The sequence below is a fragment of the Helicobacter bilis genome (assembly GCF_001999985.1).
Classification (GTDB): Bacteria; Campylobacterota; Campylobacteria; order Campylobacterales; family Helicobacteraceae; genus Helicobacter_A; species Helicobacter_A rappini.
The window spans coordinates 547,588-563,779 of record NZ_CP019645.1 but is presented as its reverse complement, the minus strand read 5'-3'; the positions used below and the strand labels follow the sequence as shown (position 1 = coordinate 563,779).

Annotated in this window: 16 protein-coding genes and 1 pseudogene; 10 read left to right on the top strand and 7 right to left on the bottom strand. The window is 29.2% G+C overall.

Annotation, left to right across the window (positions count from 1 at the left end):
* Positions 1-362: 362 nt before the first annotated feature.
* The 5 genes from XJ32_RS02590 (at position 363) to XJ32_RS02570 (ending at position 5,107) form a co-directional block, all read left to right on the top strand.
* The gene (locus XJ32_RS02590; protein ID WP_155761433.1) at positions 363-1,079 is read left to right on the top strand and encodes a hypothetical protein; all 717 of its coding nucleotides are present in this window, start codon (positions 363-365) and stop codon (positions 1,077-1,079) included.
* Between the two features lie 5 nt (positions 1,080-1,084).
* Positions 1,085-1,867, top strand: coding sequence for a bacteriophage T4 gp5 trimerization domain-containing protein (locus XJ32_RS13395; protein ID WP_077388261.1), 783 nt, complete (start codon positions 1,085-1,087; stop codon positions 1,865-1,867).
* Positions 1,860-2,639, top strand: a complete 780-nt coding sequence (locus XJ32_RS02580) for a hypothetical protein (protein WP_077388260.1) — start codon at positions 1,860-1,862, stop codon at positions 2,637-2,639. The genes XJ32_RS13395 and XJ32_RS02580 overlap by 8 nt, the downstream gene beginning before the upstream one ends.
* Before the next feature lie 402 nt (positions 2,640-3,041).
* Complete coding sequence (locus XJ32_RS11675) at positions 3,042-3,230, top strand: hypothetical protein (protein ID WP_155761432.1); 189 nt, start codon at positions 3,042-3,044, stop codon at positions 3,228-3,230.
* 122 nt (positions 3,231-3,352) lie between these two features.
* A complete protein-coding gene (locus XJ32_RS02570) occupies positions 3,353-5,107 on the top strand; it encodes a hypothetical protein (protein ID WP_077388258.1) in 1,755 nt (584 codons plus the stop codon).
* Positions 5,108-5,642: 535 nt separating this feature from the next.
* Here the strand turns inward: XJ32_RS02570 and XJ32_RS02560 are convergent.
* The 3 genes from XJ32_RS02560 to XJ32_RS02555 all read right to left on the bottom strand — a co-directional run bounded on the left by XJ32_RS02560 (position 5,643) and on the right by XJ32_RS02555 (position 7,785).
* Entirely contained in the window at positions 5,643-6,038 is a 396-nt protein-coding gene (locus tag XJ32_RS02560) for a hypothetical protein (protein ID WP_254422436.1), read from the bottom strand.
* Positions 5,998-6,663 carry a hypothetical protein gene (locus tag XJ32_RS12620; RefSeq protein ID WP_254422435.1) on the bottom strand — a complete coding sequence of 222 codons (666 nt, stop codon included), beginning with the start codon at positions 6,661-6,663 and terminating at the stop codon, positions 5,998-6,000. The genes XJ32_RS02560 and XJ32_RS12620 overlap by 41 nt, the downstream gene beginning before the upstream one ends.
* A 720-nt stretch (positions 6,664-7,383) precedes the next feature.
* Positions 7,384-7,785, bottom strand: a complete 402-nt coding sequence (locus tag XJ32_RS02555) for a hypothetical protein (RefSeq protein ID WP_155761431.1) — start codon at positions 7,783-7,785, stop codon at positions 7,384-7,386.
* A gap of 639 nt (positions 7,786-8,424) precedes the next feature.
* Between XJ32_RS02555 and XJ32_RS02550 the strand changes: the two genes are divergently transcribed.
* Together XJ32_RS02550 and XJ32_RS11670 are read left to right on the top strand one after the other, a co-directional pair.
* On the top strand, positions 8,425-10,029 hold the full coding sequence (locus XJ32_RS02550) for a tyrosine-type recombinase/integrase (protein ID WP_077388256.1): 1,605 nt from the start codon (positions 8,425-8,427) through the stop codon (positions 10,027-10,029).
* A 1-nt stretch (position 10,030) separates the two neighbouring features.
* Entirely contained in the window at positions 10,031-10,198 is a 168-nt protein-coding gene (locus tag XJ32_RS11670; RefSeq protein WP_155761430.1) for a hypothetical protein, read from the top strand.
* Between the two features lie 1,181 nt (positions 10,199-11,379).
* On the opposite strand, the gene XJ32_RS02540 is transcribed toward XJ32_RS11670, so the two are convergent.
* The 3 genes from XJ32_RS02540 to XJ32_RS02530 form a co-directional block, all read right to left on the bottom strand.
* The gene (locus XJ32_RS02540) at positions 11,380-11,721 is read right to left on the bottom strand and encodes a hypothetical protein (protein WP_077388254.1); all 342 of its coding nucleotides are present in this window, start codon (positions 11,719-11,721) and stop codon (positions 11,380-11,382) included.
* 278 nt (positions 11,722-11,999) lie between these two features.
* Positions 12,000-12,416: a ParA family partition ATPase gene (locus XJ32_RS02535; protein WP_077388253.1), complete on the bottom strand. Its 417-nt coding sequence runs from the start codon at positions 12,414-12,416 to the stop codon at positions 12,000-12,002.
* Positions 12,417-12,473: 57 nt separating this feature from the next.
* Positions 12,474-12,590 (bottom strand): hypothetical protein, encoded by a 117-nt coding sequence (locus XJ32_RS02530; protein WP_254422546.1) that lies wholly within the window; start codon positions 12,588-12,590, stop codon positions 12,474-12,476.
* Positions 12,591-12,751: 161 nt separating this feature from the next.
* Between XJ32_RS02530 and XJ32_RS02525 the strand changes: the two are divergent.
* The 3 genes and pseudogenes from XJ32_RS02525 to XJ32_RS02515 all read left to right on the top strand — a co-directional run bounded on the left by XJ32_RS02525 (position 12,752) and on the right by XJ32_RS02515 (position 15,557).
* Positions 12,752-13,466, top strand: a pseudogene (locus XJ32_RS02525) (AAA family ATPase).
* A 614-nt stretch (positions 13,467-14,080) separates the two neighbouring features.
* On the top strand, positions 14,081-14,806 hold the full coding sequence (locus XJ32_RS02520) for an AAA family ATPase (protein ID WP_077388252.1): 726 nt from the start codon (positions 14,081-14,083) through the stop codon (positions 14,804-14,806).
* A gap of 148 nt (positions 14,807-14,954) precedes the next feature.
* A complete protein-coding gene (locus tag XJ32_RS02515; protein WP_077388251.1) occupies positions 14,955-15,557 on the top strand; it encodes a hypothetical protein in 603 nt (200 codons plus the stop codon).
* Positions 15,558-15,888: 331 nt separating this feature from the next.
* Here the strand turns inward: XJ32_RS02515 and XJ32_RS02505 are convergent, their stop codons facing one another.
* A complete protein-coding gene (locus XJ32_RS02505; protein WP_077388249.1) occupies positions 15,889-16,149 on the bottom strand; it encodes a hypothetical protein in 261 nt (86 codons plus the stop codon).
* Positions 16,150-16,192: the final 43 nt, after the last annotated feature.

Below are 16,192 nucleotides of genomic sequence, written 5' to 3'. Positions count from 1 at the left end.
GAGAAAGAAACTTTTTTTAAATTCAAAAGCCATTGGATAGTATGGAATACTATACCACAAAGTAATGGCAAAGACATAAATTCTCACATACGAGATAATGTCACCATTACACAAAATGCTATAACTTGGGGATATGATAACTACAAAGTGCCACATAGAGAGTTACAACAATACCTGAGCTATAACTTTGGAAGCTTGGTAATCTTGCCTATATCTTATGAATTGGGAGAATATGAATAATGAATATAAAACTTTGCCTCTTGTTTTTTGTCGTATGTTTTTTACATGCTTGTAGTCATAATAGTGATTTGCAAACAACAAACATTGCTATAAAAAGCATCACTTCATTAAGCCAAAAAGATATGGAAAAATACATTCCACCCTCTTTGGACTATGGCGAATTAGACGAGAAAGCTAGCCAATTAGCCCTAGAGTGCAATGGTACGCGTGAAGCTGAAAAGCGTGCGAGTTTATTTATAGCCAACCCTAGACAAATAGACAATATATTGATTTGTTATGATTATTATCATGCTAGCATGCTTAGTTCTAGTAAAGTTATTTTGCATATTAGGGATTTAACAAACAATAAACATCTATCGTTTAAGAATGCGGGCCTTTCAGATATATCTGCAGACAAAGAGTTAATATTAATTGCTCAAAAAGGCAAGTTTTTTCTCTTTTCAAAGACGCTTGATATTATTAAAACATTTAATGAAAACCCAATATTTTCAAATACTAGGTTTAGTTCGGCACATTTTTCACAAAATCAAAAATATATTGTGCTTGAAACAGATGATCAAGTCTCTATTTATGACTTTAATACATATAAACTTCTCTATCGTATTAAAGCAAACTCCAATACTGATTTTTACATAACACCCACATTTGTATATATTGAATCAAAAAAGACAAATGAAATGCAATTTATCGCATTAGGGGATAAGCTACATACATTTGTCATTTCATCGAAAGAGCTACTTGAAGCTTATCCTTATATTTCATTTGCAAAGTTTCCTAAGTATCTCATTGCAATGGATAGAAAGTTGGAATTTTATCTTGTTGAGTTAGAAAGTTTGTAGCAAACATAGCAAATACCATTGAACCAAATATCATTGAACAAGGTTATAATGAACTTACCCTATCAAATATAAAAGATAATGAAGAAATCTATATAAGAGCACAAAAAGACTACACAGAAACAATCAAGCATAATTTCTCTCAAACCATACACAACAATAAAGATTCTAAAGTAGAAGGAAGTTACACAGAATCTATCACTAAATATCATAAGCAAGAAATATTAGGTTTAAAAGATGTAAGAGTTGGAGCAGAATACCTAACTAATGTAGCCCTAAGCAAAGATACTATAGTAGGCTTATCTCATACTCTAAATGTAGGAGCTAGTAATAAACTAAGAGTAGCTAATGATAGTAGTGAGAGTGTTGGAGGGGATAAGAGGGTAGAAATACAGGGCAATTATACAGAATCTATACAGGGGGATTCTAATGCAATAATAAAAGGGGAGAGACAAGAGCATATTGAGGGGAGTTTGACACAGAACATTCAACGAGAAATGTTTCTTGATATTCAGCAAAACTTCTCTACCAATGTAAAAGAAAATCTTGCCACTAATGCCAAATCGATGCAACATAATATAGAAGAACAATATTCACTTCAAGCCGACAATACTACACTAGAATTACAAAGCGATTGCTCCATACAGGCAGGAAATGAAATTGCATACAAAGTAGGTGAAACCACTATAACGATTTCGGGTGATAAAATAATCTTAAAAGCAGGTGGAGTTGAAGTAGTTATAAATTCCAATGGTTTAGTAGTAAAAGGTGGGGAGGTTAAGAGTGAGTAGAGAATCTAACAACCAAAAACATATAAATCCTACAATGTTAGAATCTAACAATGAGACAAAACCCACAGAATCTATAAAGCGAGATTCTATACAAGAAACTTCTATAAGCACAGAATCTAACAAACTAGAATCTAAAAAACCAACCGACACTAAAAACAAAGACAATATAAAGCTAGATTCTAATGGTGATGAGATTATTTGGGAATCAAAAAAATCAAAAATTGGTTTAATTTTATATTGTGGGATTAGAATTATAGCTACATTATTTATCTCATATTTTGCCATCCCAAAAATCCACACCGCAGATAATTCTTTTGGCAAATTTCTTGCTATAGCAATATTCATTCTTTTTTATCTTCTTATAATTAAAAATGTTTTCTCCGCCTTCAATTACAAGGGATTATATTTTACAAAAGATAAGATGGTCGTTACATATCACTTTACCAAGGATATTATTTTGCAATTTGGAAGTTTTTATGCTTATTATTCTATATCAGCCAATTCACCATTTGTAGTGCTTAGTAGTGATTATGCTTTTGTAACTTGGAATCGTGATATTGTCTTTTATATACCAGATATACTTATAGGTAATATAGATATAGGTCCTTTTTTTGAGAAAATCTATGAACTTATGAAACCACACTTAACAGAGTATATGCTTAACTTAAGTGATGAAGAATATATAAGGATTGGAAAAACCTTAAAAAATGAAGAAAGGCTCACATATCTTGAGGAAATAGATTCTTTACGAAAAGAGGCAAAAAATGACTGATAATAAGGTGATTTATAAAGGTTTAAAATGTCATTGTAATAAATTTGAGAAGATTCCTATCAATCGTAGGGATTTAGGAATAGCTGGAGATATAGCACCTTATGGAGTAATGAGGAGCAAAATGTGAGCGAAGCTAAAGATAAAACTATCTGGGAGCTAAAAAGGATAAAAAATATCTTTTTTTGTATCAATTTTTTATGGAGTATTCTTTTTAGATTCTGCATATCGTGTTTCCTTATTTATGCTATTTTTGCATATTTTGATAAATTGAATTTCTTGATATTTTTGCCCATTATTTTGATAATATTTTATTATTTGTTTGGCATCTTCTTATCTATCAATATCAAAACTATACAAATCACTACAAATAATTTTATACTTCAAAAATACATAGGGTCTGATATGGTTTTACCATTGGGGACTTTTTATATGGGTGAAGAAGATGAAATTATTAAGATTAGTTTTGATACCATTATTGCAATACGACCATTAACAATCCAATCAATTTTGCCAAAATATTTTTTTATTGATTTTAGCAATACAAATATACAAGAAATATATGAAATCATAAAGCCATACATTAAAGAATAGTTTAATACAAATGAATGAAAATGATTATAATTGCTTCAAAAATAATTCTTTTTTTAAAGATGGAGTGCCAAATAATTATATAAATTTTTGCGAAATTGATATTTTACGCAAGGGGAAAAATAATGGTTGAAAACAAAAATATCTATAAAGGTTTAGAATGTCATTGCAATGATTTTAAAAAGATTCCTATCCACAGACGAGACTTTGGAACAACGGGAGTTGTTATTTCTAATGGATTAGTAATTGCAGAAAATTTATCCATAGAAACACTTGATAAACATCTTAAGAATAATGGCATAGAAAACAAGATAAGAAAGATTCCAAAGATTAACATAATGATGAATTTTGGAATCCTAAACTTTCTTTACAAAAAAGCAGAAGGTAAGTCAAATCAAAGAACATTAATTGAATTAGGAGTAGAAACTTCAATTGGTTTAGCTACTACTTCCAAACTTGCAGTCAAAACAGGCATATCCCTCCTCACTCGCATTGCCACAGGAGCAGCTACTGGTGCAGCAGTTGGCTCTACTGCACCTATTGTAGGCACAATAATAGGTGCAGTAGCAGGAGCATTAATAGCTGGTGTTATTAATGATGTAATATTTGCAGAAGAAGACGAACAATTACAAAAAGACAAAGCAGAAAATGAAAAAATAGAACGCTTAGAAAAAGAATACAAACTAAAGATTGATAGAATCAATGATTATCTTATACGCAATCACTATATAGAGCTAAGAGAGCTTACAGAAGTAGAATCTGAAGAACTTTGTAAAGAAGCAAGTAATCTTAAGAGTAGTTATTTTAAAACTATTATGCTTATGCAAAGCTTTCCTAATTACCTAGATAGAGATAAAACCTTTTATAAAACATTGCAAGAAAAAGCGTTAGATTCTAAGAAAGAATCTAAAGAGACAAATAAGACAGAATCTAAACAATTACACATCAAACCCATAGCAGATTCTATACCTCTTACTATAGAGATAGAGAAATGCCATAATGGTATAAGTGGGAATCTCCTAAGAAATACAACAATATATATTTATAATCATAGATTTAAAAGGGTGGTAGCTAAAGGCAAAAGTGATAATAACGGAAAGCTTATAGTGCATAATGTCTATGTAGGGAAAGAAGATACTATAGATAAATTAAGCTTTATTCCTGATAGAAATAACTTTGATGAAAGTAACTTTGAATTAAGCCTTAATCAATATGAGAGCTTTACAAATATACAAAAGAAACATAAAAGCACAAAAGAATTAAAACTCTTACAAGCTTATTTTAGCTTTAATGGTTCAAAACTAAGCTTTGAATATGAATATGGAGTATCCAATCTCAAAGCAAATATCTACAACGACACCATAGAGCTAATCCCTACACATAATCTCAAAGATACAAGGTTTAGACAATATATCAAATACGCTTATATGGTATTTGATATAACTGATAGCAATATAGATGAGAAAATAAGCAATATCACTATTGCAAATAGAGCAATACTGGGACTAAAGAATCTGGGGAATGGGGGAAATAATAAATATCAAATAAGGGAGAGTTGGAGGGATAAAATAGTTGTATTCTTTGCTTACTTTGATAAACAAGAAAAAACACCTTGCTTCAAAGCTTCATTCATTAATAAACCTATTGTGATTTTAGACTTAGGTAATAGTGGTGCATTAGCCACAAAGTATGAGCAAAAGAGTGTGAAAAGAAAAGATATAATATTTAGTGTTATTGATAAATTAAGCAACAACATTAAACCAATAGTATATCCAATAATACAATCTTTTTTAGCACTAAAATATCGCCATAGACTTGCTGATTATGCCCGACTTCAAAGGTTGGCTCTAGGATTATATGCCTTGCTTCATAGCCTTTAGAAAGCAGGGCATCAACACATAAGAGGCATACAAAATTTTCATTAGAGCTAAAATTTGTGGTTGTGTTTCTGTGGATTATAAAGCCTTTGCTTTCATTATCTATACTTGGATATTTGCCCTCTTTGAAGTTAGAATCTAGTGGCTCATAATTGATTTTTTGCGTGGCGAAATCGACTTCTATTTTTGCGTTATTTGTGTAGATTTTTGTATAAATCTGTCCCTTTGCGATGAAACCTAGTAACTCTAACACTTCTTTTAAATTTTGCTGCGTAACCATTAAGTAGCCTTTTTGTTAATGATGTGGATTAAAATGGTATCAAAATATTATAATTTTTTTCAGTATTTTATACTATAAAGGCATTATGCTTTGCGTTATAACTTTATATATGCGTAATTCATGATAAATTATGTTGATTAATATTAAATTATCATATTTTATGCTTTAACTATTTTGCTTTTTAGAATCTAAATATAGAATCTTTGTATTATGTGCTATAAGTCTGTGTTGTTTATAAGCATTAAAGCAAATAAGATTCTATCTCTCTAAGCCTTTTTTATTTTGTTGTGTTTTATTTTGTTGTGCTTCTTTTTCTCTATTTTCTTTTAGCTTTTTAAGAATGGCTAAAAAGTCTAGATTCTCTTGTGTGATTTTTCTATCAGCTATTATTAGATATGGCTCTTTACTTCCATAGCTAAACTTTACATATTCTACTTTAAAGCTTTGCTTTAAGCTATTTTCTAACTCTTTATCATTTTTGGCATGTTTTAATGCGATATTTAGCTGCTCGTGTATAAGAGATATATTTGTCTCAAGCACTTTTTCCCCGCTTAGATTCTCAAACTCTCGTGCGATTTTATTGGCGTTATTGCTGCTTATTATTTTGCTTACATTAAGTATAGGGATTATAGGTTTCTCCGCTTTTAAAATCATGGACTAGATTAGAATCTTTTATAATGGCATATTTTGCTTTTTCTGTTTTTATCATATCATAGCCATCATTGTATTCACTCTTAATTGTCTCATAATGTCTTATAAGGGCTGTTATAGGTGTGTTTAGAATGGCATTAAAGCCATTTTCACTAAGATAGCTTAAAGATTGTGTTTGGTCTAATAGTGGCATGTTTTTAAAGGCATTAGGATTTTGCTTTATTGCTTTAATCTTTTCTAATTCTTGTAGTTTTGTCTCTTCTTTTTCTTGTATATTTAAAATAGCTTTTTTCTCAAACTCTCTAATATCTATTATATCGCCCTTATCGATAATATAAGGTGGGGCACTAATTGGACTCATATCATAATATCTGGCTCTATCACTCAAAGCCTTTGTATCTACAAAGCTATTTAGCCCTAATTGCCTTGAGATTAATGCTTGAAACTCTCTAAATGTTTTAGAATCTAATAAGTTTAAAGGTGTTTGTGTAGGGATAATAATGCGGAATCTATCCACTGCCTTTTTATCGCCTTTTATCTTTTGTTGATTCTTACTTAGGATTATAAGGGCTTGAATGTTTTTATTCTCTAAAAGCTTTTTTGCGTCTTGTATGCTTAAATAGGGCATATTCTCTTCATTATCAATATCAAAGATTAATAGCTTATGAAAACCTTTTACATTCTCTCCCTTGCGATAATTATCCTTAAATATCGCATTAGAATAGCGATTAGTCTTTACAACAACAGCTAAAGCTCTAGGCTATCTATATGCTTTATCTCCCAATTACTTGTAGCATATTGTGTAGTATCATTACATATTGAAATATCTATATTTAACTTCATATTCTCCTCTTGTTGTGGTTTTAACGCCTTAAGTCGTTCTCTCCAATTTGGCTTTTCTTGTGTAATTGTAGATTCTAATTGCTTTTTATAAAGATTATCACAAATATCTATGGCTAGACTAGCTTGCGAGATTAGTTTGTATGTTAGCTAAATGTTATTAATTTTATTATTCAAGTTCTTTTTATTACTTATTTAAAAAATTATAAATAGCTTTTATATTTAAATTTTAAGTTTGCATTGACTATCACATATCAAAATTCCCTTTAAAAACGAAAGGATGCATAAAATAAAAGCAAAAAACATAAAATTCTATCCATTTTCCACATAAATTGTTGAACTTTCCCCTATTCCCTATAAATATTTATAAGATTCTATAAAATCTTATAAAAGAGCGTAAAAGGTATGGCTTCTAAGGAAGCCTACATTGTCTTTTTATCAAACGCCGAGCAAAGCTTGTCTTATCGATAAAAAAATGCGTTTCCAACGCGGTAAAAATAAGGTTTTTTTAAAATAGCGTAAGAATGTCTTTTTGCTGTGGCGGGAGTATCGACTTTGCGTTGTTGGTTAGGCTTTGATTGTAGCTTAGCGTTTCGTTATTGTTTGTAAGCGTTATTCCAAAGTTTTTAAGTAAGAATTCTTGAATCTTTGTTTCGATTAAATCTTGTTTTATTTCGTGTAATTGTTTTGTAGAGAGTGTTTTTTCAAATTGTAATTGCTCAAAGATTGAATCTATTTTGTATTGGCTATTATTTCCTTTATGTGTTAGCATGTAGCGAAGCATAGCTTTTATCGACTCTGTGTGTATTTCTCGCTTTAGCGTTCTTGTAGGATTTATTTCTTTTTTGCAGAAGTCGCTAAATTCTAATAATGCTTTTTTATATCCACTTAGCAACACACAATAAAACATTCTCTCTAACACTCAAAAACACACAAACACATAAAAGCCTTAAATAAAGGGTTTTTTATATTGTGTTAATGTGTGTATGCTCTCATATTGCAAAATAAAATAAAGCTATATCAAGTAACCACTTCCTTATAATTCCGCATAATCTATTGTTTTTAGCTTTAAAAGGTTATACAAAAGGTTATACAAATTTTTCACTTATTAAAGTATGTTTTATGTGCTAATAAAGCATATAAAACTACACAATAAAAGCTTATAAAATCCATTAAGTAGAGAATGCAAAAATTAAAGCATTGTTTGCTTATGTAATTTTAATTTGTATCAAAGTATTAATTAATTTGTAACGCTTTAAAAATGATTTTGTATCAAGTGTTTTATATACTTTGCATTTTGTAAAAGCTTTATTTGTATTTGTGAAAACACGCATAAGCATTAATGTTATTATGTGTGTAATGTATATGCTAGTATGCAATATTAATGCTTAACACATGCAAAGGCTTACATATACTTTTATGCTCGGCTCTTAGTATGCAATACATAAACATTAATACACATGCAAAGCATAACACCCTTACATACAAACACTACTAAACATACTTTATAAAGTAGATAACAAACACTATTTTATAAGGAATGATAAACATGCAATATACAACACTACATGATATAAAAAGGGTTATAACAAGCTTTGAAAATAGCATTAATAAAGCAAGTAATAAAGCTAATGCTAATAACAAAGCAAGTAAAGATTTATTAGTAAGCGATAGCACTTGTAAGGGTTTATATCTTTACTTAAGACAAAACAAGCAAGGCATATCTAAGGCTTTTATATTCAAATATAAGTCTAGCAATAGAATATATAAGCTTACAATAGGACAATATCCACATATAAGCCTTGATAAAGCAAGGGATATAACAACAGAATATAACTCTATATTGCAAAGCTTAGAATTTAAAGAAAAAGGATTAAGCCTTAAGGATTACTTGCAATACATGCAAGATAAAGATAAAAATACAAAGCTTACTTTTAATCATGTATTTAATGAGTGGATAGAAAAAAGGGATATAAGGGATATAACAAAGCAAAATTACAAAAGGCACATTAAGCATTTTTTAGCTAAGTTTGGAAATAAGCTAATACAAGATATTACTAAAAGCGATATTATAGAGTTTTTGCAAAGCTATCAAGTAAGGGATAAATTAGCTATATGCTTTGAGATATTTGCAATTATTGGACAAGTATTTAAATATTGCGTATCTTATGATTATATAGATTATAGCGTATGCGATAGGTTTGAATACAAGATATTATTTAAGCCTCGAAATAAAAAAAGGCATTATAAAACAATACATGAAGATGAGTTAAAAAGCTTTGTTTTATATAGCAATAAAGCCTTATTTAATGATTTAGATATACATACATATAGCGATAAATTCACAAAATATAAAACGCTAGATTACAGACTATTTGCAGTGATGTATAAGTTTAATATGTATATGCCCTTAAGAATACATAATATTTTAAACTTAGAATGGGGGGATATAGATTTTAAAAATAAAATGTTAGTGATACCTGCTTATAAAATGAAACTCAATAAAGAGTTTAAATTACCTTTAAGTAGTCAAGCACTTGAAATACTAGAATTTATGTATAAGCAAAAGCTAGACAAATATGTATTTTCATGTGCTTTAAGTGATAAGGTAAGAATGCAAAGACAAATAATTAAAGGGCTAGATGAGTATTTAGAGTTACAGAAACAAGGCTTAATAACACGACAAACTAAAACAAAACTAGCTAACAAGTATAAAATACCTTATGTAAGCATTAAGGCTTTTATATGTCGTTATTTACAAGACAACACCATAAGAGATAAATATCAAAAGTCAATAGATAACGCATATAACAAGCCGCTTTTATATTGGAGTTATAAAGAGTATCTAAACATACACAAGCTAAACGCTCCACACAGAATCCGCTCCACATTCTCAACAATATTATATGACTTAACACCAAAACATAAGCTAGATTTTAGCATTATTGAAATGTGCTTAGCCCATAGTGTTGGAAATATGGTAATACAAAGTTATAACCATAGCGAAAGAATGCTAGAGAGACGGGAGCTAATGCAATTTTGGGCTAATTATATAGACAAATTAGCACATGAAAACACATTGCAACAAGTAGTAAATAATAGTGATTTATATGTATTAAATCCTACTAATGATGATGATACATTAAGGTTTTAATATGTATGCGTTATGTGTTTGCAAAGGCTTAAATGTGCTTTTATGCTCGGCTCTTAGTGTGGCATACATTCTAACTATAAGCAAGGCATTAATATACATGCAAAGGCTTTATTATGTGTATGTGCTTTTATATGCTTTGATTGATTTATATGTGTATGGCTTTACTTAGCTTTTATGTTACATGTTATGTTTTTTGCTAACCTCAACATTAAGCAAATATATTACATGATGAGGTTATAAGGCTTATTAGTTATAAATCATGTAATGTTATATAGTGTTATGTAATGCTATGTTATGTAATATTACTTTGTTATAGCTAAGGATTAAGGGTTTAATGTTTTTAAATGTTTATTTGATTGATTTTTTATTAAAGGTTTGATTATGGAATTAAAACTAGAAAAAGGGTATTATGTAGATAATAACAATAACAAATGGAATGCAAAGGCTTATAATGAAAATGAAGCTTTACAACATAGCAAAGGGTTAATTAATTGTAATAATTGTATTAATTGCTTTGAATGTGTTAATTGTAGTAATTGTGTAGATTGCATAAATTGCGAAGCTACAAGCGGTAAAAATTGTAAAAATTGCATACATTGCGATAAATGCGAAAAGTTACATTATATGCTTAAGTGTAGTTTTGATATGCTTTAAGCATGTAAGGATTATAACATAAGTTAAAACATATAAAGCGTTTAAAGTATATATGTATGCAATACTTGCTTTTAATTTTTAAAGACATAAAAACTATCAACAAGAATTTTGTAGCACATGCACAAGGAAAAACACTAACACCAACAAAGCTCGGTAGAACTAAAAAATGAATGATAAAAGAGATAAAGTTTATGATATTTATTGTATTCAAAACGAACTTAATAAACTTGAATTAAAAGCACGAACAAACATCTAATATCGGCAGAGTATTTTCGAATAAAACTTTTTAGTAAATAAAACGCAATTCAAAGCACAAAAACATAAATTTTATGTAAGATTTTTTGCCATTACTACAAAATTTTTCATATTATCATTATCTATAGATAAATGATAGAAATCTCTCATTTTTTCTAAAAATACAAAAATTCTTAAACGAATTCTTGCCTTAAGAAAACTTTTTAAATAGTTAGATTTTTTTATTCCAATCATCATTTAAATTTGCAAAATGTGGATTCTTTATTTGTAATAACACAATTTCATTCACACTTAAATCACTAAATGTTTGGTATATTCGTCTGATATGTTATAAGCTTCTGTAGCTGCGTCTATCTTTTCTTTAAAAACATCCACATTGATTTCTTGAACATTATGCAACTCTACAAACACTTAATAAACTTGCTAGAATTAATTTTTTCATTATTTCACCTCTATATTTACTACTTCTTTACACAACCTTTGATACTCATCATAATTCATATTCCATTCATCTAGGATACGCACCTCAAACAACATCTTATCTCTCCCTAAAAACTCTTTTGCATAGTTGCAAGAACGTGTTAGTCTATCCCTAGCCTCTTCCATGTGAGTTAAATCCTCTTTCTTTGCACCATTGTTTAGCAGTTTTTCATATTGAAACTTCCAGACTTTATATGCACTTAAAAATGCTTGTGCTTGGACGCATAATTCACTATTGTAGCAAAAACACGTCTCTGCATGCATACTCACAAATAAAAAGCAAGACAACACAAATTTTCTCATTTTTTCACCTCCCCCTCATCAAAATTACTAAAATCTACACCTAATTCTTTTTCTAAAAAACTTAAATAATTAAATATAGCATCATATGCTATGACTTGCTTTGTTAACCTTGTTAGCTTTGCTGCATTATTTAAACGCCTTAATGTCTCTGTGTCTAATTTAACATGTATTGAGCCATAATACCACCTCTATGTGTATCCTTATACTCTTAGTATTACCTCCTAAATAATCTAGAAAATCTTTATTTTTTTATATCAGATAAACCTGTTATCTTTTGTTTATTTGCTGCCATGTATTTCCTTTACTAAAATTTCATTACAAAAGTCTTTAAATTCAATCAAAGCTTTATCATTACTTCCACAATAATCAAATAAACTTACTTGATTATCTGTGGCATGTTGGTATGCAACCCTTTCAAACAAAACGCTATTTAAAAGAGATATATTGCTTTGTTTGCTTTTAATAATCTCTTTTAATGTTTCAATTTGTTTAATTTTTGGATTTGAATTAGCCCTATTTATGATCATATAAGCCCTTAAATCCCTATTAACACGCATAATCTTTTGTAGGTAATCTATGATTGAATTAAGTATAATAATGTTAAATGCACCAACGTTTATAGGGATTACACATACATCACTACGCTCAATCAAAAAGCCATTATATACCCCTATCACTACCACTAGTATCTGCAATAACGAATCTATGTTGATTTAATATGGTATTGATTTCTTTAGTTTCTTTTGCATATTTTACCTGCAGCCTTTTATCATTACCACATGAATGCCATAAAATACGCTTCTTTGAGGGTCTGTATCAAGCAGTAAAATATCATGCGTTTGGAGTGTGAAAAAGCGTGCTAAATTTATAGCTATAGTGCTTTTCCCAACACCGCCTTTTGGGATTAAGGATAGTATATTTATTTTTTATATTGATATTCACTAAATAACAATATATTATATGTATAATATATTGTTATTAACTATTTAATATTATTACATTAAGTAAATAATATAAATAGGATTAGTGTATGATTATTTCGATTGTAAATGAAAAAGGCGGGAGCGGTAAAACAACCCTAGCAGTTAATCTTGCTGCACGACTTGCAGAAGATGGAGATAATGTTTTATTAGTGGATGCAGATCCACAAAAATCAACTGAAGTGTTTTCAGATATGAGAGGTCAAGCTAACTTAGAGCCACTTTTTTTCTAGTGTTTCAAAAACTGGTATAAGTCTAGGCGATGAGATTAAGCGTATGCGTAGCCATTTTGATAGCATTATAGTGGATACAGGTGGAAGAGATTCTAAGGAGATGAGAAAGGCAATATTGGTATCAGACATTATCATTATCCCCACAATTCCATCACAATATGATGTCAATGTGCTAGATCATATGTTAGAACTTTATGCTGAAGCAAAGGATTTAAACCCTAAGCTACTCTCGCTTATTTTGGTTAATCGTGTTTCACCTAATCCATTTCTTACAAAAGAACTGAGAAATCTTAAAGATTATATTCATGTTACAAAACAAGAAATGTGCTTAGAAGATGTAAAAGTCTGAGATTCTGTTATCTATGAAAGACAGGCTTATCGTAAGGCAGTTATTGAGGGCAAGAGTATAAAAGAGTATTGTGATAATTCTGATAAAGCTTTAATAGATTTTGAGGCATTCTATCAAGAATTACTTACAAACGCAAAAAATATTTTATGTAATATGTATGTAAATTACATTAATATTACTTAGTTATTTAATGTTTAATATATTTAGATTATATTTATAATATATGTATTATATTAATATAGTATAATGTTGTATAAAATGATAAAGAATGACTCCAAAGAGCAATTGTTTATCATTTATGAATAAGGAGAATTGGATAAGTGAGAAAGAGGGGAATAGTGATTTAATAGAATTTTACAAAAAAGAGGGGGGCTTGGCAATGAGCTATCTCTATAACATTAAGATTCCTAATTTCCAACTTTAATACTTAAAAATTATATATACTTATTGTGTATATTTGTTGGGAGCTAGATATGAAAGCAAAAATGTTTAAAAATGCTAATTCACTTGTAATAAGATTAAGAAAAACATTAAAACTTACTAAAGATTATGAGCTTAATATTCTATAAGCCCTAAACTAGATAAATCTCAAGACTTGAAGTTGTAATGCGACTATAACACTTTATTAAATCATATTATTTTAGAATCTTTTTTCATTTAGCACAATACAATTAAAAACATTACAATAGAATCTAATCATAAACAAAACAACTCTTAAATTCAACTAAAAAATAAATAATCTTGTTTTGATATTTATACTAAAATATTATTTTTTAAATTACAAAAAAGTAGATTGCATGTTTGAGTATATTAAACAATCCATAGAGCCAATAAGCAAAATAGAAACTAACGAGCAAACATTCTTATGTGAGAATTTTGTGCCAATTTGTGAGAATGGACTTACAATGATTAGTGGTAATGGTGGTAAAGGTAAATCTTTTTTAAGCATTCAAATAGCATTACAATTAGCTATGCAACATAAGACTAAATCTCTTTTATGGCTTAGTGAAGATAGTAAAAGCATTTCAAAGCAAAGAGCAGAATTAATACTTCAAAATATTATTAAAACAAATGCAAGAAGTATCTTAAATTTAATAGATATATGCGATGAGATTCCACCAGCAATAACTGAATCTAGTCTCAATAATTATATAAATCTTTTTAAACCATATCAATTTATTGTAATAGACCCACTCATTGCCTTTTATGATGGAGATGAAAAGAGCAATACTCAAGCAAGAGCTTTTATGAATTGTTTAATTAAAATCGCAAAAACAAATAAGCAATCAATACTCATAACTCATCATAACACAAAGCAATACACAAATGAGCCAAGCAGAAGTAGAGGAGCTTCAGCCTTTATTGATGCGGTAAGATTAGCTTATGAAATAGATTTTATTAATGATGAAAACAATAAAAATGAGGGAAAAAGAATGCTAAAAATCACAAAAGATAATTTAGGATTAAAAACAAAAAAAAGAATGGCAAGATGGCATAAAATTAATACAAATTCTCCCAACTAAAAAGATTAAAACTAGAGCAAAGATACAACAAATAAATAATGATGATAGATTTATACATATTATCAGTGAGAGTGATGATGATATAAAAAAATGGGAAAAAATACAAAAACAAGACAATCAAGGCATTAATCTATTTTAAGGAATAATCATGTTAGCCAATATCAATGATATGCTCCATATATTCGAGCAATATAGAAAGCAATTTACAAGCACTAAATTTGAAAACTTCTTAGGCTTATTTCTACCAAGCAAAAATATAACAAAAAGCAGAATCTATAAAACATTCTTAGAAAATAATCAACAATACATTCTAAGAGATGACAAACACATGAAAATAACAATTACAGGCAGACTACTCACACAAAAGCATAAAGACATACTAGAATGTATCTTTACTAGCACTAAAGATAATGGGACATTTAATCTTTATAGAGACAAAGCAATATGTCAAATTATAATGAGTCCATATAATCTAAAAAAATCTTACACATCACTTAGTGGAAACGAAACAAAGATAAATTGGATTTATGATAAACTTACTGAAATCTCAAATTGTGGAGTTGAGCTTTATTTTAAAAATACTGATGAGAAATTCTCTTTTACTTTCATAGATTCTATATATCAAAAAAGCGATAAATTGATCGTAATAAACTTTAGTCAAGCCTATACATTCTTTCTTGCTAAAACACTACTTCTTGAATACAAAGACTATGTTAAAGCCATTATGTTGTGTCAGCGATACTTCATATAAATCGTTTTCATCTTGATTGTTTAGATGAACATAAAATGGATAATATAAGTTTGGTCTGTTTTTAGAATTAACTTTACTATTTCTGTTCCGCAACTCCATTAAATTGAAATTGCCATTTTCATCACAAAAAGTAAAATTCTTGTTTTCATTTGTTAATAGATTCAATTCATCGCTTTTTACATCTTTTTGATATATCAAAACATATTCGCGTGCAATTGGGATTCCACCATAGTTTCTAACACTATGATTTGTTGCTATTGGGTAACACACCACAAAATTCCCATCCCCAAAAACTTCATCAAAAAGCCCCTTGACATAAACTTGATTCCTATCATCTATACTGCGGATAAAGCATTGATAAAAAATTATCGCGTGTTATGGCATTGTCATAATTTGTTTCTGCAAACTCCCCTAAAACGTCCTTGCCATAAGGCGGGTCTATATAGATGACTTTCACTTTTCTTTTGTAGTTTATAAGTAGATTCAAAAGGGTGGGGTAGTTGTCGCCGATAATTAGGGTATGCGTTATTCTTTGCTTAAGCGTTGGCTTTTGGGCTAAAAATGGCGATTGCTTCGTCTCAGCTTCGGTCATTACCCTTTTAGGCAACTCCCTTGCTTCGCCTTGCAAAGCCCCA